At 66.3% G+C, this 22,233-nt stretch carries 13 protein-coding genes; 6 read left to right on the forward strand and 7 right to left on the reverse strand.

The annotated features are described in order from the left end of the window. Positions 1-55: 55 nt before the first annotated feature. Positions 56-1,024, forward strand: a complete 969-nt coding sequence (locus QP457_RS11370; protein ID WP_205404170.1) for an AraC family transcriptional regulator — start codon at positions 56-58, stop codon at positions 1,022-1,024. A gap of 15 nt (positions 1,025-1,039) precedes the next feature. Here QP457_RS11370 and QP457_RS11375 read toward each other — a convergent pair whose 3' ends face one another. After that, positions 1,040-3,691, reverse strand: a complete 2,652-nt coding sequence (locus tag QP457_RS11375; protein ID WP_205404171.1) for an excinuclease ABC subunit UvrA — start codon at positions 3,689-3,691, stop codon at positions 1,040-1,042. 200 nt (positions 3,692-3,891) lie between these two features. Between QP457_RS11375 and QP457_RS11380 the strand changes: the two genes are divergently transcribed. Continuing rightward, positions 3,892-12,603 (forward strand): glycoside hydrolase family 94 protein, encoded by an 8,712-nt coding sequence (locus tag QP457_RS11380; RefSeq protein ID WP_240196390.1) that lies wholly within the window; start codon positions 3,892-3,894, stop codon positions 12,601-12,603. After that, entirely contained in the window at positions 12,600-12,860 is a 261-nt protein-coding gene (locus QP457_RS11385; RefSeq protein WP_205404172.1) for a hypothetical protein, read from the forward strand. Before QP457_RS11380 ends, QP457_RS11385 begins: the two co-directional genes overlap by 4 nt. A 71-nt stretch (positions 12,861-12,931) precedes the next feature. On the opposite strand, the gene QP457_RS11390 is transcribed toward QP457_RS11385, so the two are convergent. The 4 genes from QP457_RS11390 to QP457_RS11405 form a co-directional block, all read right to left on the reverse strand. Continuing rightward, positions 12,932-13,513, reverse strand: coding sequence for a hypothetical protein (locus QP457_RS11390; protein WP_205404173.1), 582 nt, complete (start codon positions 13,511-13,513; stop codon positions 12,932-12,934). A gap of 72 nt (positions 13,514-13,585) precedes the next feature. Next, positions 13,586-14,719 carry a serine hydrolase domain-containing protein gene (locus tag QP457_RS11395; RefSeq protein ID WP_286040596.1) on the reverse strand — a complete coding sequence of 378 codons (1,134 nt, stop codon included), beginning with the start codon at positions 14,717-14,719 and terminating at the stop codon, positions 13,586-13,588. A 153-nt stretch (positions 14,720-14,872) separates the two neighbouring features. Further along, positions 14,873-16,816 carry a MacB family efflux pump subunit gene (locus tag QP457_RS11400; RefSeq protein WP_205404175.1) on the reverse strand — a complete coding sequence of 648 codons (1,944 nt, stop codon included), beginning with the start codon at positions 16,814-16,816 and terminating at the stop codon, positions 14,873-14,875. A gap of 2 nt (positions 16,817-16,818) precedes the next feature. Beyond that, on the reverse strand, positions 16,819-18,000 hold the full coding sequence (locus QP457_RS11405; protein WP_205404176.1) for an efflux RND transporter periplasmic adaptor subunit: 1,182 nt from the start codon (positions 17,998-18,000) through the stop codon (positions 16,819-16,821). A 236-nt stretch (positions 18,001-18,236) separates the two neighbouring features. On the opposite strand from QP457_RS11405, the gene QP457_RS11410 reads away from it, so the two are divergent. From QP457_RS11410 to QP457_RS11420, 3 genes are all read left to right on the forward strand, one after another. Beyond that, positions 18,237-18,953 carry a response regulator gene (locus QP457_RS11410; protein ID WP_205404177.1) on the forward strand — a complete coding sequence of 239 codons (717 nt, stop codon included), beginning with the start codon at positions 18,237-18,239 and terminating at the stop codon, positions 18,951-18,953. A gap of 3 nt (positions 18,954-18,956) precedes the next feature. Then, positions 18,957-20,033, forward strand: a complete 1,077-nt coding sequence (locus tag QP457_RS11415; RefSeq protein ID WP_180167130.1) for an ATP-binding protein — start codon at positions 18,957-18,959, stop codon at positions 20,031-20,033. A gap of 128 nt (positions 20,034-20,161) precedes the next feature. Further along, positions 20,162-21,094, forward strand: coding sequence for an ABC transporter six-transmembrane domain-containing protein (locus tag QP457_RS11420; protein ID WP_205404178.1), 933 nt, complete (start codon positions 20,162-20,164; stop codon positions 21,092-21,094). Between the two features lie 15 nt (positions 21,095-21,109). Here the strand turns inward: QP457_RS11420 and QP457_RS11425 are convergent, their stop codons facing one another. Together QP457_RS11425 and QP457_RS11430 are read right to left on the reverse strand one after the other, a co-directional pair. Continuing rightward, positions 21,110-21,493 carry a nuclear transport factor 2 family protein gene (locus QP457_RS11425; RefSeq protein ID WP_205404179.1) on the reverse strand — a complete coding sequence of 128 codons (384 nt, stop codon included), beginning with the start codon at positions 21,491-21,493 and terminating at the stop codon, positions 21,110-21,112. Between the two features lie 41 nt (positions 21,494-21,534). Beyond that, positions 21,535-22,221, reverse strand: coding sequence for a hypothetical protein (locus QP457_RS11430; protein WP_205404180.1), 687 nt, complete (start codon positions 22,219-22,221; stop codon positions 21,535-21,537). Positions 22,222-22,233 lie beyond the last annotated feature (12 nt).

The raw sequence follows: 22,233 nt of genomic DNA on the forward strand, positions 1-22,233 counted from the left end.
GGATGATCTATGATTGTCCGGCCTGTATTTTTGATCGAAACCCCGAGCTGTCTCCATGAGCCACGCCCCACACCTGCCCTCCGACCTGATCAGCGAGCTGCTGACCGGCATGCGGCTGCATGGCGTTCAATACCGACGCATTCAGACCGGGCCGACCTTTGGGCTTGGATTTCCCCCGAAGCCAGGCCACGCCTACTTCCATTACCTGGCAGTGGGCACTGCGACTCTTCGTGGCGAGGACGGCAGCCAACACCTGCTCTCCGCCGGGGATGTCGTGCTTCTTCCCCGCGGAGAAGGACACGCGTTGCTGTCGGGCGAGAACCATCCCGTCCAGTGCCTGGAAACGATAGACGCAGCCCCGCTGGGTGACACGGTGAGCGGGATAGACACGTGCCCGAGCACCCATGCCGTGCCAAGCGCCGTGCTTTTCCACGGATGCATGGTGTTCGATCTGGGTGGCATGCAAGGGTTGAGCAAGGTGATGCCGGCGGTGATGTTGGCCGATGGCAACGGTACCCAGTTTCCCGGGCTGTTGCCGATGGTCGACGCGATGAAGCGCGAGGTGTGTTCCGGACGTATCGGATTTGCCGGCATACTCGCGCGGCTGGCGGACGCAGTTGCCGCGATGATCGTCCGTGACTGGGTCGAGCGCGGTTGCGACGGCGCATCGGGCCTGGTCATGGCCATGCGCGACCCTCGTCTATCGCTGTCGTTGCTTGCCCTGCACAAAGACCCTGGGCGTGACTGGACCGTCGAAGCGCTGGCTGCAGAATCCAACATCTCGCGTTCTGTCTTTGCAGACCGGTTCCAGACTGTTATCGGAACCGCGCCCCTGCGCTACGTGACCGAGCTGCGAATGCAATTGGCGAGTCAATGGCTGACCCACCACCAAAGCCTCTCCATCGAGGTCGTGGCAGAGCGTCTTGGCTACGCGTCGCAGGCAGCGTTCAGTCGCGCCTACAAGCGCGTGATGGGCCACTCTCCTGGGGCGACTCGGCGCGGGCGCTCCTTGATCTCACCATAGTCCACTCCCGGCCACTCAGCCTCCCTGCCCCAGCTCCCGCGCAAGGAAAGGCGCCGTCCCGCTGCCTTTGGCGCGGGCCACCTGTTGCGGCGTTCCCTTCGCCACAATGGTGCCGCCCGCAGCGCCGGCGCCCGGCCCGAGGTCGATCACCCAGTCCGCCTGCGCGACGGCACGCATGTCGTGCTCGATCATCACCACCGTATTTCCGGCCTCCACCAGCCGCTGCAGCTGGACCAGCAGCCTGTCCACGTCCGACGCATGCAGGCCGGTGGTGGGCTCGTCCAGCACGTAAAGCGTGCGCCCACGCTGGCTGCGCTGCAGCTCGGTGGCCAGCTTGATACGTTGTGCTTCGCCGCCTGACAGTTCCGTGGCCGGCTGGCCCAGTCGCAGGTATCCCAGTCCGATGTCCTGCAGCAACTGCAGCGGGCGGGCAATGACATCCTCCTCGATGAAGAACGCATGCGCCTGCTCAACCGTCATCTGCAGGACCTCGGCGATGTTGCGGCCGTTCCACGACACCTTCAACGTGGCCTCGTTGTAGCGGGCACCGTGGCAGGTGGGGCAAGGCGCATAGACGCTGGGCATGAACAGCAGTTCGACACTGACGAATCCTTCACCCTCGCAGGTCTCGCATCGGCCCTTGGCCACGTTGAACGAGAAGCGGCCCGCATCGAAGCGATGGCGGCGCGCATCGGGTGTCGCCGCGTACAGCTTGCGCACGTGGTCGAACAGCCCGGTATAGGTGGCCAGGTTGGAGCGTGGCGTGCGGCCGATGGGCTTCTGGTCAACCTGCACGACCCGCTGGATGGCGTCCACATCACCTGCAAGCTGACCTCGCGTCGTCTCGATCACGGTCGGCCCTTCCGTAGGCGCGCCCTCCGCTCCATCGTCTGCGGGCTCATGCCCCAGGTGCAGCAGCATCAGCTCAGGCAGTGCCTGCGCCATCAGGCTGGACTTGCCGGAGCCCGAAATGCCGGTCACTGCGGTCAGCAGCCCCAGCGGCACCTGCGCATCCACACCCCGCAGGTTGTGGCGGTGGATGCCCTTCAGCTCCAGCCAACTGTTGGCGCTGCGCTGCCGGCTGGCGGCCGCAGGCACCTGGTCGAACAGGTACCGGGCCGTGCGTGAATCCTGCACGTGCCGCAGGCCTTCGGGCTCGCCGCTGTAGAGCACGCGCCCGCCATGCTCGCCCGCCTCAGGGCCGACATCCACCAGCCACTGCGCGCGGCGCATCAGCTCCAGATCATGTTCAACAACGAACACCGAGTTTCCGCAGTCACGCAGCCGGTCCAGCGCGTCGTACAGCGCCTTGCTGTCGGCGGGATGCAGGCCGGCCGAGGGCTCATCGAGCACGTACAGCACACCAAACAGCAAGGAGCTGAGCTGGGTGGCCAGTCGCAGGCGCTGCAGTTCGCCGGCCGATAGCGTTGGCGTGGCGCGATCCAGCGAGAGGTAACCCAGGCCCAGGCCTCGCAGCTGGTGTACACGCGCCATGACACCGCCTGCAAGCCGCTGTGCAGCCAGGCGCTTCTCCTCCGACAGGGCAGAGGTCAGCCGCACATCGGGGGCCGCGGCATGGGCGGCGCGACCACTGGCTGCCCGCTGGGTGCGGTCGCGGCGGGTGGCGCTTCTGCTGGTGCGTTCACCCCGGCTGTGCGCGCTGAAATCGCCCTGCGCGATGGGCTCCAGCAGGTCCGCCAGTTGATCCAGCGGAAGGCGCATGAATTCGCCGATGTCCACGCCTGCGAAGGTGACCGAGAGCGCCTCCGGCTTCAGGCGCTTTCCGTGACAGGCCGGGCACAGCTTGCCTTCCATGTAGCGGGAAACCCGCTTGCGCATCAGCGCGCTCTGGGTATTGGCAAACGTGTGCAGTACGTAGCGCCGGGCGCCGGTATACGTGCCCATGTAGCTTGGCTCCAGCTTGCGCTTGAGCGCGGCACGGGTTTCGGCGGGCGTGAAGCCGGCATAGACCGGCACGGTCGGCGTCTCCTCGGTGAACAGGATCCACTCCCGGTCCTTCTTCGGCAGCTTCTTCCACGGTATGTCGATGTCGTAGCCGAGCGTGACCAGGATGTCGCGCAGGTTCTGGCCATGCCATGCCGGCGGCCAGGAGGCGATGGCGCGTTCGCGGATGCTCAGCGACGGATCCGGAACCATCAACGCTTCGGTCACCTCGTAGACGTGCCCAAGGCCGTGGCAGGTGCTGCAGGCACCCTGTGGCGTATTGGGTGAGAAGTCCTCGGCGTACAGCATGGGCTGATTGGCCGGGTATGCCCCCGCACGCGAATACATCATGCGCACCAGGCTGGACAGCGTGGTGACACTGCCCACCGAGGAACGTGCATTGCTGGCGCCGCGCTGCTGCTGCAGGGCGACCGCCGGCGGCAGACCGTCGATGGCATCCACATCGGGCACGCCCGCCTGGTCGATCAGGCGCCGTGCATACGGCGCAACCGACTCGAAGTAGCGCCGCTGCGCCTCAGCGAAGACCGTCCCAAAGGCCAACGATGACTTGCCCGAACCCGATACCCCGGAGAACACCACCAGTGCATTGCGCGGAATGGAGACATCGACATTCCTGAGGTTGTGCTCGCGCGCGCCGCGCACCTCGACGTAGCCGCCGGCTGCGGCAGCGCACGAGGATTCTCCGAAAGGGTTGTTGGACATCGTTGCGTTCCTGCAGGCAGTGAGCGGTGCGCATCAAAGCGCGCCCAAGGATGCATTTTCGCTGCTGCGAGGTGAATGGAGCGAGGGAGTTCCGCCCCGGGGGCTCGACTCCGCCATCAGGGACCGGAAACCCGGCCTTCACAGCTACCACGGCACCTGCAATGCAACCATGCAGGACGCACCCTCCCCCTTGGTAGCCCATGCCCCACCTTCGTCGTCTATTTGGCCGCTGGCTGCGCCTGCGTCGTCGTGTGCGTTGGCGCTGGCGTGAACACCAGGCCTCGGTCCCCGCCATCGAGGCAACCGAGGGCCCACTGCGTGCCGCGCTGTACAGCGTTGAACAGATGGAGGTGTACGGCCGCGCGCTAGCGCGCCAGCACCGCGTGCGGATGCGACCCGGCCCGGAGCGCCTGCTCGAACGCCTGCAGGCCAACGAGCGGGTGCTGGAAGACGCCAATTCGCTGCTCAGCAGCGTGGTACGCGAACAGCGGCCGGTCACCCCGGCGGGGGAATGGCTGCTCGACAACTATTACCTGATCGAAGAACAGATCCAGACCGCGCGCCGCCATCTGCCGCGCGGCTACAGCCGGCAGCTGCCTTCACTGGCCTCCGGCCCATCAGCCGGGCTGCCGCGAGTGTATGAACTGTCGATGCAGGCCATCGCGCACGGTGACGGCCGCATTGACGCCGACACGCTGGGCCGCTTCATCGCCTCGTACCAGTCGCTCGCGCCGCTGAGCCTGGGCGAGCTGTGGGCGGTTCCCATCATGCTGCGCCTGGCGCTACTGGAGAACCTGCGGCGCATGGCGGCGCGGGTGATGCGCGATGGAACCGACCGCCGTTTGGCTTCGCAATGGGCTGACAACCTCAATCAAGCCGCTTCCGAGACCCCGACCGATGTGGTTCTGGTGGTTGCGGACATGGCGCGGTCCGCGCCGCCCTTGACCGGCGCCTTCATCGCCGAGCTGACGCGGTCGCTGCATGGGCGCGGCGGTGCGTGGGCCATGCCCGTGGCCTGGCTGGAACAGTGGGCGGCAGCGGCTGGGCAGCGCATCGACGAACTGGTCGCCGCCGAGGGGCAGCAGCAGGCGGCCGACCAGGTATCCATCGGCAACAGCATCGGCAGCCTGCGCTTTCTGTCCACCATGGATTGGCGCACTTTTGTTGAAGACATGAGTGTGGTGGAGCAGCGGCTGCGCGAAGACCCGATGGCCGTGTATGCGCAGATGGATTTCGCCACCCGCGACGCGTATCGCCACGTGGTGGAGAAGATCGCCCGCGGCAGCCGCATGGCAGAGGAGCGCGTTGCCACCATCGCGCTGGACCTGGCACGGGCGGCGACACCGCCGGAGGGACCGCGCACGCACGTGGGCTACTGGCTGGTTGGCGAAGGCGTGAACGCCACCGTTGAAGCAGTGGCCGAGGCAGCACCGCGCCACCGCAAGGCACGGCGACTGGCACATCGCGTGCCGCTTGCGCTGTACCTGCTGCCCATCGTCCTGCTGGCGGTGCTGGCTACTGCTGGCCTGCTGGCAACCAGCAGTGGCGCGGTGCCCCTCTGGCTGGCCGCGCTGCTGGGGCTGCTGGTGTTCAGTGAGCTGGGCATCGTGCTGGTGAACTGGACCGCGACGGTTCTGGTCGCCCCCAGGCCGCTGCCCAAGCTGGATTTCAGCGAGGGCATCCCTGCCGCCTGCGCCACCGTGGTCGCGATCCCCTCGATGCTGTCCAGCGTCGACGGGATCGATGTGCTGGTCGAGGCGATTGAAGTCCGGTTCCTGGCCAACCGCGATCCTCAGCTGCGCTTCGTGCTGCTGACGGACTTTCTCGACGCGGCGGAGGTCACGACGGCGACGGACGACACCCTGCTTGCGCACGCCACGGCACGGATCGAGGAGTTGAACAGGCGTTACGCGCCCGAGCGCGGCGATCGTTTCTACCTGCTACACCGCCCCAGGCAATGGAACCCGGGTGAAGGCGTGTGGATGGGACACGAGCGCAAGCGCGGCAAGCTGGCGGCACTCAATGCCCTGCTCCGTCTGGGCGATGCGGCCGCGTTCATGCGCATCGTCGGTGACGCGGCTGCGCTGATCGGCGTCCGTTACGTCATCACCCTGGATTCGGATACACAACTTCCGCGCGATGCGGCACGCGCGTTCGTCGCCACCCTGGCGCACCCGCTCAACCGCCCGCGCTTCGATCCCACGCTGCAACGGGTGGTGGAGGGCTACGGCATCCTGCAGCCCAGCGTCGGCACCAGTCTCGGGCGGCGCCGCACTTCGCGTTTTGCCCGGATGTTCGGCAGCGAGCCGGGCATCGATCCGTATACGCGCATGGTCTCGGACGTCTACCAGGACCTGTTCGACGAAGGCTCGTTCGTGGGCAAGGGCATCTATGACGTCGAGGCCTTCGAGCACGCGCTCGAGGGTCGCCTGCCCGAGAACCGCATCCTCAGCCACGACCTGCTGGAAGGTTGCTATGCACGTGCGGGCCTGGTCAGCGATGTGCGCCTGTACGAGGACTACCCCGAGCGCTACGCCGCCGACGCCAAGCGCCGTGCGCGCTGGATCCGCGGTGACTGGCAGCTGTTGCCCTGGTTGATGCCGTGGACACCGCGCCCGGGCCAGGGATGGGAACGCAACCGGCTCAGTCTGCTGTCGCGCGGCAAGTTGCTGGACAACCTGCGCCGCAGCCTGGTGCCGATCGCTGCGCTGGCCTTGTTGGTGGTGGGCTGGTTGTATGCCGTAAACCCTGCCGCATGGACCGCGTGGGTGCTGGCGCTGTGGTACGCGCCGCCACTGATAGGCATGCTGCGCGATGCCCTGAGCGTTCCGGACGACACGCCGCTGGAAGCGCACTACATCAAGGTCGGGCGCGGCACGCTGCAATCGTTGCTGCGCGCGTCCACCCAGGTCGCGTGCCTGCCCTTCGAGGCATTGCTGGCGAGCGACGCGGTGCTGCGCACACTCTGGCGCATGGCCGTCACGCGCCGCCACCTGCTGCAGTGGAACCCTTCAAGCGAAGTCGAGCGCCGTCTCGGCAGCGACCGCGGCGCGGAATGGCGGGTGATGGCGCCGGCCTCACTGCTGGCGATTGCTTTGGTGGTTGTGGTGGCCAGCGTGCGTCCGCAGGCGCTGCCGTTCGCCCTGCCCTTGCTGTTGGCCTGGGTCTTTGCCCCCGCGTTGATGGCGTGGCTGGGCCGGCCACCGGCCGCGAGCGTGGCGGAGCTTTCCGTAACGCAGCGGGCGTTCCTGGGCCGGCTGGCGCGTCGCACCTGGTCCTTCTTCCAGGCCTGGGTGCGCGAGCAGGATCATTGGTTGCCACCGGACAACATCCAGGAGCATCCGTCGCTGGTGGTGGCACGCCGCACCTCGCCAACCAACATCGGCCTGTCCCTGCTGGCCAATCTGTCGGCGTGGGATTTCGGCTATCTGCAGCTTGGCGCGGTCGCTGAACGTACGGCCCTCACCTTCGACACGCTGGACCAGCTGCCGCGCCATCGCGGTCACTTCCTGAACTGGTACGACACTGAAACCCTGGCGCCGCTGCCGCCGCGCTACGTTTCCACCGTGGACAGCGGCAATCTTGCCGGGCATCTGCTGACGCTGCGCCAGGGCCTGCTCGCGCTGGTGGATGCGCCGGTGCTGGCGCCGCACACCTTCGATGGCCTGGCCGATACGCTCGGCGTGCTGGAAGAGGAACGGCAGCGCCATCGCCGCGACGATGCAGCACTGGTCGAGGCGCTCAACCATCTGCGCCAGCGTCTGGCCTCAACGCGTGTCGACCGCCCTGTCGGAACGGCGGAGATTCTCACCCGCCTGCAGGAACTGGTCGGCCTGGCCGACGTCGTGCTGGCGCAGTGGCCCGCGCCGCCATCGCCCGAGGAAGGTGAGCTGCACTGGCCGACCCTGTTCGCCGCCGAATGCCATGCCGCCCAGGCGTCACTTGCCAATCTCCCTGCCGATGCCAATGCGGACGACGAAGCACCGGTGCCCAGCCTGCGCCAGCTGGCTGCGCGGCGCGGCACCGCCGGTGCGAATGCCCGTGCGCGCATCCAGCAGTTGCAGGCCCTTGCGCACCGCGCCGGGCAGTTCTCGCTGATGGAATACGGGTTCCTGTTCTACCGCACCCGCAACCTGCTTTCGATCGGCTACAACGTCGACGACCATCGCCTCGACAACAGCTTCTACGACCTGCTGGCCTCTGAAGCGCGACTATGCTCTTTCGTCGCCATCGCCCAGGGACAGTTGTCGCAGGAGAGCTGGTTCGCGCTCGGCCGGATGCTCACTGAGGTCAACGGCACGCCGACGCTGTTGTCATGGAGTGGCTCGATGTTCGAGTACCTCATGCCGCAGCTGGTGATGCCCAGCTATCCGGATACGCTGCTGGACCAGACCGCGCGGCACGCGGTCGAGGCGCAGATCGTCTACGGGCGGACCCTGAACCTGCCGTGGGGGGTGTCAGAGTCCGGCTACAACGCCGTCGATGCCCGCCTGAACTACCAGTACCGGGCGTTCGGCGTACCGGGGTTGGGGCTGAAGCGCGGCCTGGGCCAGGATCGGGTCATCGCGCCCTATGCCAGCATGATGGCGCTGATGGTGGCGCCGGAAGCGGCGTGCCAGAACCTGCAGGTGCTGGAGGGATTGGGGTTTGCCGGGCGCTTTGGCATGTACGAGGCGATCGACTACACCCCTGCCCGGCTGCCGCCGGGGCAGGATCACGTGCTGTTGCGCTCGTTCATGGCCCACCACCAGGGCATGGGCCTGCTGTCGCTGGATTACCTGTTGCGCGACCAGCCGATGCAGCGCCGCTTCCTTGCCGATGTCGAGTTCCAGGCCACCTTGCTGTTGCTGCAGGAACGCATTCCGCGCATCGGCGTCTTCCATCCGCATGAGGTGGAAGCGCTGGGCGAGCACTCGGCCACGGCCGAGGACGAGACGGCGCTGCGCGTACTGCGGGACCCGGGCGGCCCGCGCCCGGAGGTGCAGCTGCTGTCCAACGGACGCTACCACGGCATGCTGACCCATGCCGGCGGCGGCTACAGCCGCCACGGCGATCTGTCGCTGACCCGCTGGCGCGAGGATGGCACCACCGATGCCTGGGGGTCGTTCTGCTATCTGCGCGATGTGGACAGCGGCGAGTTCTGGTCTGCCGCGTACCAGCCCACCTGCGTAGCGGTGGACAATTACGAGGCGATCTTCTCGGACGCCAAGGCGGAGTTCCGTGGTACCCGCCGCGGCTGCGAGAGCCATCTACAGGTCGCCATCTCCGCCGAGGACGACATCGAGCTCAGGCGCCTGCGCCTGACCAACCGCAGCCGTCGCCCGCGTACGGTGGAGATCACCACCTATGCCGAAGTGGTGCTGGCACCTGCGGCGGCCGACGATGCGCACCCGGCCTTCAGCAATCTCTTCGTGCAGAGCGAGATTCTGGCCGCCAAGCAGGCCGTGCTGTGCACGCGTCGGCCCCGTTCGCACGACGAGGTGCCACCTTGGATGTTCCATCTGGTCGCAGTGCACGACGCGGAGGTGGTGGCGATCTCCTACGAAACCGACCGTGCGCGCTTCCTGGGCCGTGGCAACACGCCGCGGACGCCGCAGGCGTTGACCTCCGATGCCGATCTTTCCGGCACGGACGGTTCGGTGCTCGACCCGATCGTGGCGATCCGTGTCCGTGTGGTGCTTGAGCCCGAGCAGACCGTGCAGCTGGACATGGTGTATGGCGTCGGCACCGACCGCCCCGGTTGCGAGGTGCTGGTAGACAAATACCGTGACCGCCGCCTGGCCGACCGCGTCTTCGACCTGGCATGGACACACAGCCAGGTGGTGCGCCGGCAGATCAACGCCAGCCAGGCCGAGGCGGCGCTGTACGAGCGCTTGGCCGCCCACGTGCTGTATGCCGGTCCACTGCTGCGCGCAGGTGCCGGGGTCCTCCTGCAGAACCAGCGCGGACAATCCGGGCTGTGGAGCCATGCCATCTCGGGTGACCTGCCCATCGTGCTGCTCAAGGTCACTGATGCGGACAACGTGGAACTGGTCAGGCAGCTGGTGCAGGCGCACGCCTATTGGCGCCAGAAGGGACTCAACACCGACCTGGTGATCTGGAACGACAGCAAGGCCGGCTATCGACAGGAACTGCAGGACCAGATTCTGGGAATGGTGGCCGCCAGTTCGGAGACGGGCCTGCTTGATCGCCCCGGCGGCATTTTCGTGCGGCCAGTGCAGAACATGACCCACGAGGATCGCGTCCTGTTGCAGGCGGTGGCACGGGCGGTGATCAGCGACGAGGACGGAACCCTCGCCGCACAGGTCGGCCGCCAACCGCTGCCTCCGCGACGGATCCCGCCCCTGGTGCCGCAGGCAGTGCAGCAGGAACTGGCACTGTCGTCGGAGGCAACGCCGGGGCTGCCCATCGTCGCCGACGCGGGCCCCGACGCCGGCTTGCCCCCGGGCGCCGGGCACGACGAGGAGATGGATGACCCGTGGCCGTTCCTTCCCTACCGCGGCGCCGGCCAGTTCGACAACGGCACCGGCTGTTTCAGTGAGGACGGCCGCGAGTATGTCGTGGTGGTGCGCGAAGACGCGCCGACGCCGGCGCCGTGGGCCAACGTGATCGCGAACGCCCGCCTGGGAACGGTCGTCAGCGAAAGTGCGCCGGGCTACACTTGGTTCGAGAATGCGCACGAGTTCCGCTTGACGCCCTGGGTCAATGACCCGGTCTCGGACACGGGCGGCGAGGCGTTCTACCTGCGCGACGAGGACACCGGTCGTGTCTGGTCGCCGATGCCGCTGCCGCGCAGGGGCACCGGGGCCTACCGTACGCGCCATGGATTCGGCTACACGGTGTACGAGCATGTCGAGGACGGCATCGCCAGCGAGCTGTGGGTATTCGTCGACGTCACCGCGCCGCTGAAGTTCTCGGTCCTGCGCCTGCACAACCTGTCGGGCAGGACACGGCGGCTGTCGGCCATCGGTTACGTCGAATGGGTGATGGGTGACCTGCGCGCGAAGTCGCGCATGCACGTGGTCACCGAACGCGACCACCAGACCGGGGCGCTGCTGGCGCGCAACGCCTACAGCACCGACTTCGGCGGCCGGATGGCCTTCTTCGACACCGATGCCGACGGCTGCGGCTGGACCTGTGATCGCCTGGAGTTCATCGGCCGCAACGGCAGCCTGCAGGCACCGGCGGCGCTGCGGCGCGAACGGCTGGATGGACGGATGGGTGCGGGCCTGGATCCCTGTGCGGCGATCCAGGTGCCCCTGGAGCTGGCGCCGGGCGACCGTAGTGAAACCACGTTCCGCCTCGGCGCGGGGCGCGACCGCGAGGAAACGCTTGCACTGGCACGAAGCCGCCAAGGCGCCCAGGAGGCCATCGACGCGCTGGACGCGGTGCGCATCCATTGGCGCAATGTGCTGGCCACGGTGCAGGTGCGTACGCCGGACCCGGCGTTGGACGCACTGGCCAATGGCTGGCTGGTCTACCAGACCCTGGGCTGCCGCTACCTGGCGCGCAGTGGCTACTATCAGTCAGGGGGAGCGTTCGGCTTCCGCGACCAGCTGCAGGACGCGCTCGCTCTCGTGCACGCTCGCCCGGAGCTGACCCGCGAGCACCTGCTGCTATGCGCTGCACACCAGTTCACCGACGGCGATGTGATGCACTGGTGGCACCCGCCGCAAGGTCGCGGGGTGCGCACCCGCTGCTCCGACGATTATCTGTGGCTGCCACAGGGCGCCTGCCGTTACCTGGAGGTCACCGGCGATGCCTGCGTGCTGGACGAGACGGTCGGCTTCATCGAGGGGCGCGCGGTGACCGCGGAGGAAGAAGGGTATTACGACACGCCTACCCCCTCGACGCAGCGCGACACCCTGTATGCGCATTGCGTCCTCGCGCTGGAGCGCGGTTGCCGGCTGCTCGGCGAGCGCGGCCTGCCGTTGATGGGCAGTGGTGATTGGAACGATGGCATGAACCGCGTCGGCGACCAGCAGCGCGGTGAAAGTGTCTGGCTCGGCTTCTTCCTGCATGACACGCTGCGTCGCTTCATCGGGGTGGCCAACGCGCGTGGCGACACCTCCCGTGCGCAGTGGTGCCAACAGCAGGCCGAAAACCTGCGCCAGAATCTGGAACAGCACGCCTGGGATGGGGAATGGTATCGCCGCGCCTGGTTCGACAACGGCACCCCGTTGGGCTCGTCACAGAACCAGGAATGTCGCATCGACTCGATCTCCCAGAGCTGGTCGGTGCTGTCAGGCGTTGCCGCGCCTGAGCGTGCCACGCAGGCGCTGGATTCGCTCTACACGCATCTGGTGCGAAAGGACGCCCAGCTGATCCAGCTGCTCGATCCGCCGTTCGACCAGACCACGGAAGACCCCGGCTACATTCGTGGTTACGTACCGGGCGTGCGCGAGAATGGCGGCCAGTACACCCACGCGGCCGTGTGGGCGGCGATGGCATTCGCACAGCAGGGAGACGCGGTGCGTGCCTGGGAGCTGGCCGGCATGATCAATCCGCTCAATCACGCGCTGGACCCGGAAGCGGTGCAGACCTACCGCGTCGAACCCTATGTGTTGGCAGCGGATGTATACGCCGTGTCTCCTCATGTCGGGCGCGGCGGCTGGACGTGGTACACCGGCTCGGCCGGCTGGATGTACCGCCTGCTGGTGGAATCCCTGCTCGGGATACGTCGTGACGGTGATCGTCTATCGCTTGCACCGTGCCTGCCCGATCACTGGCCATCATTCGAACTGAGCTACCGCTTCGGTCGCAGCTTCTACGAATTCGTGGTGACCCGCACTGCGCAGGGCCAGCCAACGTTGCATGTGGATGGCATGCTGCAGCCGGACCTTACCGTCCTGCTTCGGGATGACGGGCATCACTACCGTGTTGCGCTTGATCTCGGTGCGCCCCCGGGATGAACGTTCGCCCCGAAATACAGGTGCAGCTTGATGCACTTGCCGACATGCTGGTGCACTGGTTGGCGCAGGTGCGGCATCCGGCGCAGTTCTGGCCGCAGTTTGAAACGCTGGCTGCAGAAATTCTGGACCAATGCGAGCACGCGGAGAGGGACCAGGCGCATGCGTGCATCCAGGCCATGCTCAAACGCCACGCGCTGGAGCTGCCGGCCTGGCACCAGCGCGACGACAGGCTGCCGCCGAGGAAGCCAGAAGAATGAGGGTTGGTAACACCGCGGTGCTGGAAGGCCGCGAGGAGCGGCCAAGGCCGACTCCTCAGGTCAGCCGGACCTCACCGTGTGAAGTACAGGCACCCGGCTACGGTGATCGGCGTCGGATCGGCGTCGATGCGCTGTGCCACCAGTGCCATCACTTCGATACCATCGCCGTGGGCCTCCGGCGCTGACCGCACCACGCGCATTCCTGCGGGGACACCCTGCGCCCCCGACGTGTCGAGGGAAAGGGCCTTGCTGAGGTCCGCAGCAAGGGCTGCATCGAAGACGGCCACCACGGAACTACGCGACAGTACCAACCGTGTGGACGGATGACCGAAGACGAGAACCGGTGCTGGAAGCTGCATTTCCGCGACAACACCGGGCATGTCGCCCAGTGCGTTGCTGTAACCCCCGTCTTCACCGGCGATTGGTTGCCAGCCAGCCGATGACTTTCCGCTGGTTGCGATGCCACGCACCTGATTGGCCAAGGTCCGGAATGCGGTGCGATCGACCTTGCACGCCACAAGCGCCAGTGCTCGATCGATGTCTTCCTGGCTGGGAGCGGCCCTGCGGATCGATTCTGCTGCTGGCGCCGTGGGTGCCATGGCAAGTCCCAGGCATGCGAGCAACAGAACCTTGTTCAACGTACGGGTGATCAACGCGAAATGCTCCTGCCTGGGTATGTGCAAAGATCGTTCGACACTACACCGGACAGACGGAAAGCACAGCCGCTATCGGTAAGCTTCAGCATTAGCGGCGGCCTCCCGCTCAGCAATCTTCTCGACCAGCGTATCGATCGCCGTCTGCATGGCGCGCGCAGTCTGGTCGCCGCTCTGGTTGGTGATGACGAAGATGCCAAGATCGTACTTGGGCACGATGTAGATGTAGCACTGCGAACGCGGCACACCACCGTGATGGGCGTAGTACACGCCCTTCAGCTGATCGCCGGCGACGATGTTCCAGAAGTAGCCGATGCTGAACTCGGAGTCGAATTTGACCAAGGGCCGATGCGATTCCTTTACCACGGGCCCGTTCGCCAGCTGGAACCTGAGGTACTTCACCATCTCCGGAACAGTCGCCTTTACGTTCCCGGAAGCGCCCCACGGCAACTGCGGCATCGGCGTGGTCGGCACCGGATTGTCGCTGTGATAGCCGACTGCAAGGCGCAGCGCCTCGTCGTCGCTCAGTGTGAGTCGTAGCCCTGTCATCGCTGCGGAATCCCCAAGGTATCCGCGCAACAGCGACGCGTAGTCGCGCTTGTAGACGGTCTCCAGGATATGCGCCGTCAGCTCCGTCCCGGCACTGGAGTACGCGTAATCCTTACCGGGCGCCCGGCCAATCTCGACAGCGTGCAGATCCTTGAAGAAGTCGGCCTTGCCGTAGTGCGCGTAGATGGCGTTGAGTTCGCCTGGCGTACGATGATCGGTGAAGTCCGCCAGCACCGTGTTCGCACGCTCCGGCAACATGTTCGGCAGGCCGCTGGTGTGCGACAACAGATGGCGGATGCGGATGGGCTCGCCCTTGTACTGCAGGTTCGGATAGTCCCCCTGCAGGTACTGTCGAACATCATCGTCCAGACTCACCTTGTGTTCCAGGACGGCATTGGCCATCAGGGTGCCCGCCAGGGTCTTGCTCAACGAACCGATCTCGTAGAGCGTCGCATCGGTCGGCAGGCCTGGCTTGCCGGTTTCCATGTCGCCGCGATGACGGATGAATTCCTTGCCCCGGTACACGACGCCGATCGAGGTTGAATGAAGCAACGGCTGCTGGATCAGCGTTGCGGCAACGTCATCGATCTCCGTCCCCAGATCCTTCGCTGGAACCTTTTCGCTGGCGCAGCCTGCAGCCAACAGCGCGGCGGACACCAGGAGGCAGCTGAGCCATCGCCTGTTTCGGACACTCATCGAAGTCACGTGCATGCGTCGCCGCTTGAACGGAGGTGCGGAATGGGGCCTTAAGATAGCCGATGGCCAAGGCCCACGCCTGTGCCGGTTCTCACGGCTGGGCAGGCTCGCACCCTACTCCGCCGCCAGCGCCTGGATCGGGTCCAGCTGTGCGGCACTGCGCGCCGGGAAGTAGCCGAAGCCCAGGCCGATGGCTGACGAGCACGCCAGTGCGGCCAGCACCGGCTCGGCAGTAAACAGGAACGGCACGCCCAGCGACAACAGGCTGGACAACGCACCCGCGCTGAAGGCCAGCAGCACGCCGAGTACGCCGCCGAAGAGACAGATCAGCACCGCTTCGATCAGGAACTGGCGCAGGATGTCACCCTGCCGCGCCCCCACCGCCAGGCGCACACCAATCTCGCGCACGCGCTCCTTCACCGATACCAGCATGATGTTCATCACCCCTACCCCGCCGACAATCAAGGCTACGGCGGCGATGGCCGACACCAGTGCGGCCATGGTCTGGCTGGACTTCATCACCGCCTTGCGGATCTGGTCGGCGTTGTAGATGAAGAAGTCGCGGCGGCCATGCCGCAGCTGCAGTTCGGCGGCCAAGGAAGCTTCGGCTGCGGTGGTGGAGACATTGTCGCGCACGCGCACGATGATGCTCTCCAGCCGCTGGCTGCCCAGCAGGCGCGAGGATGCCGAGGTATACGGCACATAAACAGTGGGCGTTGCACCGCCGGCAAAGGCGCTGGCGCCGACCACGCCGATCACCTCTACCGGCATGCCGCCCAGCAGTACCGTGCTGCCGATCGGGCTGCCGCTGAACAGTGCGGCGGCGGCCTTCTGGTCGACCACGCCCACTGCGCGGTGCGCGTCCACTTCAGCATCGGTGAAGAAGCGCCCGGCCTTCAGGCGCAGGCCGCGTACGCGCGGCAGATCAGCACCGACGCCCATCACCTGCGTGTTGGCGCGTCGGCTGCCCTGCAGCGCGGCCACCGAGCCGCTCAAGGACGGACTGACGCTGTCCACGTAGCTGAGTGCGGCCAGATGGTCGGCATCAGCGACCACCAGCGTTTCGATTTCCGCCGAACGCGGGTCACCGAAATCGGTGCCCGGGAAGATCTCCAGTGTGCTGGCGCCAAGCTCGTTGATCTGTGATTCCACCTGCGCCTGTGCGCCTTTGCCCAATGCCACCACGGTGACCACGGCGGCCACGCCGATGATGATGCCGAGCATGGTCAGCAACGTGCGCAGGCGATGGGCCAGCATCGAGCGCACTGCCATGTGTGCAACCTCGCGTACGCCATCCAGTCGAGCACGCCGCTCGGCACGCGACGACTGGCCGCGCTTGGGCGCGGATCTGGCCTGCACGGCCGCGCGACCGCCCGCACCGCTATCGGCCACGACGCGCCCGTCGGCGATCTCGATCACCCGCGCCGCGTGGGCGGCAACCGATGCATCGTGGGTCACCAGGATGACCGTGTGGCCTTGCGCATGCAGGCGCTTCAACTCAGCCATCACCTGTTGGCCGCTGGCATGGTCCAGCGCGCCGGTGGGCTCGTCGGCCAGCACGATGGCGCCGCCGTTCATCAACGCACGGGCGATGGACACGCGCTGCTGTTGGCCGCCGGACAGCTGGCTCGGCCGGTTGCCGGTACGTTCGCCCAGCCCCAGCGTTTCCAGCAGTACGCGTGCCCGCGCCGTGCGCGTTGAGGCATCCACGCCTGCGTAGATCGCTGGCAATGCGACGTTCTCGGTGGCGCTCAGATTCTCCATCAGGTTGTAGCGCTGGAAGATGAAGCCAAAGTGCTCGCGACGCAGGCGCGCCAGCTCGTCCGGCGACATCTGCTCGGTGGCCGCGCCGTCTACGCAGTAGCTGCCTTGGGTGGGGCGGTCCAGGCAGCCCAGGATGTTCATCAGCGTTGACTTGCCCGAGCCAGACGGGCCGATGATGGCGATGAACTCGCCGGCATCGATGAGCAGCGATACGTCCTTCAGCACCACCACTTCACCGGCGGCAGTACGGTAGGCGCGCGATACGCCATGCAGTTCAAGCAGCGCGTGGGTCATGTTCACATCCCCAGCAGGCTGCTGGCCTGCGGGTCGCCACCACTGGGGGCCTGGCCGACCACCACGTTCTCGCCAACCCGCAGGCCGGACAGGATCTGCACGGCGGTGGCAGTGCGCAGGCCGGTGGTCACTGCGCGCTCGTGGGCGCGCCCCTTGGCATCAACCACGCGCACGCTGCCGCGATTGTCGTCGCCACTGTCCGATCCGTTCAGTGCGGTCAACGGTACCTGCAGTGCGTTGCTGGCCCGGGCCAGCTGCAGCGTCACCTTCACGGTCATCGAAGGTTTCAGCTTCAGGCCAGGGTTGGCCACATCGAACAGGCCCGCGTAGTACACCGCCTTTGGTGTCTGCGCCGAGCTGCCGGTAGCGGCCGAAGCCGCGTCGGCAATCGAGGACGGCGCGGGCTCCAGCTGCTGCAGGTGGGATTCGTAGCGCCGTCCGCTCGGCCCCAGCGTCGAAAACCACAACGGCTGGCCAACTGCGATCAGTTCCACATCGGCCTCGGCGATCTCGGCACGTACGGTCATCGTGTCCATCTGTGCCAGCATCACGATGGTCGGCGTGGTCTGCATGGAGTTCAGCGTCTGCCCGGCCTTGGTGACGATGGCGACGATGTAGCCGTCGCTCGGCGAAAGAATGCGGGTATAGCCCAGGTTGATCCGGGCCGTTTCCACCTGGGTCACCGCTTGGTCGATCTGCGCCTGCAATGCAGCCACCTCCGAGCGTGCCGCGTCGCGGGCCACTCGCGCGGCCTCGAAGCCCTCCTGCGAGACCAGCCGCGATGCCACCAGCTGCGACTGCCGATCCAGCATGCGGCTGGCCTGCACATAGCGGGCCTGGCTGGCGGCATGCTGCGCGCGCAGCGCGTTGGTGGATGCTTCAGCACTGCGCAGAGCGATGCGCTGCGGTTGCGAGTCGACCTCGGCGATCAGGTCACCGGCCTGCACGCGCTGGCCCAGCACTACGTGCAAGCGTTTGACCTGCCCGGACACCTGCGCGCCCACCGCCACCAGTTCCTTCGGATTGACCCGGCCCACCGCCTGCACGGTCTTCTCCAGATCAGCCACCCTTGCCGGCGCAATGATCAGGGCGCCATCATCGCCATCGGCGAACGCCCACCAGCCGACACCGCCTGCCAGGACGGCCACGGCGGCGGCGATGATCAGAGTCTTGCGGGTTTTCATCGGGATGCCCGGCTGCTTGCAGTCACCCATCGCGACCGCCAAGGCCTCAGTCTGGAAGCCTTGGTTGGAGGTTTCCTGGAGCCAGTGTGGAGATCGCATGGAGCCGGGGCCTGCGTTCAGGTGTACCACCCGCCGCTGAACCCTCCGGTACGGGTCCACACAATCTCGACACAATCTCGACCGGGCCTCCATCAAGGGGAGCTAGCCTCGCCGGGTTCTTCCACCCCCTGCCCGCGATGAAGCGCGATATCCGCACCCATCAGATGCCTTTGATCCTGATTGCCGAAGATGAAGGCGAAATCGCCGATATCCTTGGCGCTTACCTTGCGCGTTCCGGAATGCGCAGTGTCAGGGCCAGCGATGGCGAGGCGGCGCTGGCCAGCCACCACCAGCTGCGCCCCGATCTGGTGCTGCTGGATGTGCAGATGCCGAAGAAGGATGGCTGGCAGGTACTGAGCGAACTGCGCCGGCGCGGCAACACCCCGGTCATCATGCTCACCGCACTCGACCAGGACCTGGACAAGCTGACCGGCCTGCGCGTGGGCGCCGACGACTATGTAGCCAAGCCGTTCAACCCCGCCGAGATCGTCGCGCGCATCCAGGCGGTGCTGCGCCGTAGCGCCCCTTCCGGGGCCGAGGTGCCCAACGGCGTGATCCGCCAGGGGCCGTTCGAGATCGATCTGCGCAGCCACGATGTGACGGTCCATGTCGAAGGCCAAGGATATGCGTTGACTGTCACCCTCACTGAATTCCGCCTGCTGGTGCACATGGCCCGTGCGCCGCGCCAGGTACATGCACGTACCGATCTCCTGCACGCGTGCCTGCCCGAGGGCGATGCCCAGGAGCGCACAGTGGACAGCCACGTGAGCAAGCTGCGCCGCAAGCTGGAGGATGTGGGCGTGCGCGGCATTCCGGCGACCATCCGCGGCGTCGGCTACCGGCTGCTGGGCTGACGGATGACCACCAAAGGCAAAAGCATCGGCCGCCAGATCACGCTTTCGATCGTGGTGGCATCGCTGTGTTCGACGGTACTGTCGATCGCCGGCTTCTATCTGTTCTATTACCTGATGGAAGTCTTCTACCCGCGCTGGTACGACACGCCGCAGACGATGCTGCCGTCGGGGCTGGAATGGCTGTGGATCGGCCTCACTGCCACCGTGGTCATCGTATTGGCTTCGCTGATCGCTTCGCGCCTGACCTGGCGCATCATCACGCCCTTGAACTCGGTGGCCGAAAGCCTGCGCCGCGTGGCCAGCGGCGATCTGGATGCACGTGCGCGCGGCGACCACACCTCGATGACCGAAGCGGCCACGCTGGTCAGCGACTTCAATTCCATGGCCGAGCGGCTGAGCCGGATGTCGCAGAACCGGGTGTTCTGGAACGCGGCCATCGCGCACGAACTGCGTACGCCGATGACCATTCTGCGCGGACGCCTGCAGGGCATCGCCGACGGTGTGTTCGAGCCACGGCTGGAGCAGTTCACCAGCATGCTGACCCAGCTGGAAGGCCTGACCCGCATCATCGAAGACCTGCGGGTGGTGAGCCTGGCCGAAAGTGGTCATCTGGACCTGCGCCTGCAGCGCAGCGACGTCAGCGTGCAGGTGGCTGCGGTAGTGGAGGCGATGTCCGACGCCCTGGCGGTGAGTGGCTTTTCAGTGACGCTGGAGGCGCGCGCCGCGCTGGCGGACTGCGATCCGGCACGCATCCGCCAGGCGGTACTGGCCTTGCTGGAAAACGCGCGCCGGCACGCTACGCCCTGCCCGCTGCGGGTATATGTGAAGCTGGCCGAGGGGCACTGCACCGTGACCGTGGACGACGGCGGGCCCGGCGTGCCGGATGAACTGCGCGACAGCATCTTCGAGGCCTTCCAGCGCACCGATGTGTCGCGGTCGCGGCAGAGTGGTGGCTCCGGGCTCGGCCTGGCCGTGGTGCGTGCGATCGCCGTGGCCCATCACGGAACGGCACAGTGCCGGCCGAGCGAGCGTGGCGGCACTGTGTTCGAGATCCGCTGGCCGGTGCACGCCCGTCGCTGAACGCCGCCGGTTTCTCCACGCGATCTCCATCGTTCCTCCATCCCCGCTCCAAGGCGTTGCCGATACTGGGTATTGCCGGGGGTGCCTGCATCGATTCCCTGCCCCACCCTTGATCCACCCAGGTTCCCATGAAGCACCCACACGATCCGGCTGCTGCAGCCGGCAGCATCGGCCAGCAGAATGCGGCCGCCACGTTGAAAGCCATCCTGCGCACCTACCCCTGGCAGCTCACCGGCACCTTCTCGCTGGTGGCGCTTGAGAATGCGCTGCTGCTGGCCTATCCGCTGTTCGCCGGTTTCGCGGTGGATGCGATCATCCGTGGCAACGTCGGCCATGCCATTTCCTACGCCGGCGTGGTGCTGTTGTTCTGGCTGGTCGGCGCCGCCCGTCGCGCAGTGGATACGCGCACGTTCACCCGTATCTATGCCGATCTGGCAGTGAACGTGGTACAGGCGCAGCGACGCATGGGCCAGGCCACCTCCACCTCGGCGGCGCGCGTGGTCTTGGCCCGCGAGTTCGTCGACTTCTTCGAGAAGCACGTGCCGATCATCGCTACGGCGCTGGTCTCCATGTTCGGCGCGGCGGCGATGCTGCTGGCGATCGAACCCCTGGTTGGCGCGGCCAGTCTCATTGCCCTGCTCGGCGCGATACTGTTGCTGCCCTCGTTCGCTCGCCGCAACGAGCAGTTGCATGGCCGCCTGAACAATCGGCTGGAGCATGAGATCCGGCTGGTCGACCGGGTCAGCCCGTCGGTGCTGCGCCGCCACTACACCACGCTGTCACGGCTGCGCATCCTGCTGTCAGATCGCGAAGCCAGTGCCTTCGTGGTGGTCGGCGCGGCGGCCGCGGCGTTGTTCGCCTTGACCATTGGCCGCCTGGCCACGACCGATGGCGTGACCCCGGGCCACGTCTATGCGGTGATGACCTACCTGTGGACCTTTGTCGGCAGCCTCGACGATGCACCGTCGATGGTCGACCAGCTGGCCAGGCTGAAGGACATCGGCCGCAGGGTCAGCCCGGGGATGGAGGATGCGGAGGACAGCGCCCGTCCTGGGCCATGAGCCACCGTGGCCTGTCTAGGCGATCGCCTCCATTGCCGCGGGCAGAGCAACAACGGAGCCGCCCAGCACCTGCCAGACGCCGGCTGTCTTCCCCCAGAAGCGGCAGTACCTGAAGCGGCCGGAGAATGCTGCTCCGTCGATGGTGCCGGCCAGAACTGCAGTGGTGAGCGCAACAGCCGTCTGATCATGCAGGGCGATTTCCACAGATTGCCAGTCGGCCATGCTCAATTTCTGGCGACCGGAACGATGCAGTGCCAGATCGTCCTGCTTGCCAAAGACCTCGCCCGAGGGCCCCACAAAGATCAGGGCGTCCGCAATCAAGGCGTCCAGCGCTGCCACGTCGCTGCTGAGCATCGCGATACGCAGGGCTTCTTCGAGTTGCCGTATTTCAGTGTCCATGCGGGCTCCATAGCGATTGCTGTATCAATGAGGACCTACCATCACTCCCGATGGGCTTCGGGCGCCAGTGTATGGATCACACTACCCTGTGCGTCCAGGAACTCGATTGCACCGTAGCCTTCCGGCGTCACAGTCAGGCGCAGTCTGGCGCGGTCCTGTTGATCGTTCAGCGCAATCGCGGGGGTGCCATCGGCAGCCACTGCCATCTCGATGCGGGTTGGGGTCTGCACGCCGGGAATCAGGCGATTGTCCAGCCGCGGCTCGCGAATCAGCGGCGGGGCCTGGTTGATCGAGAACCGCACGTTCCCGTCAGGCGACACGCGCCAGCCAATGGCATCCATGGCCGGGTGGTCAAGCGCCAGTACGGCCATGCCGCCCTGTACGTCTGCGGTTCCGAAGCCACCACGCTCGCTCCCCTTGTGGTCGTACAGCACCATGCCCGCAACATTGAAGGCCCGCTTGTACTGGATGCCGTCGATGATGGGCGGAGGCGTCTGGCCTGAGAGCGTCATTCGGATCACGCCGTTCTCGTCGACGATGTCGATCCGGCGGGCCGTGATGCGCTCTTTGTCAGCGGCATCCACGCGGGTCTGCGGCGAGGTGCTGACGATCAGCTTCTGCAGCTGCTCGACCGAAGGGCGTTTGGGGCTGGTCGTTTCCGCTGCCCGGGAGGTCACGGAAAGGGCGGAAAGCGCGATGGCGATCGCAATGCGGCTTGCTCGATTCATGGGTTCTCCCAG

It is taken from the genome of Stenotrophomonas sp. As-7, assembly GCF_030291015.1.
Classification (GTDB): Bacteria; Pseudomonadota; Gammaproteobacteria; order Xanthomonadales; family Xanthomonadaceae; genus Stenotrophomonas; species Stenotrophomonas lactitubi.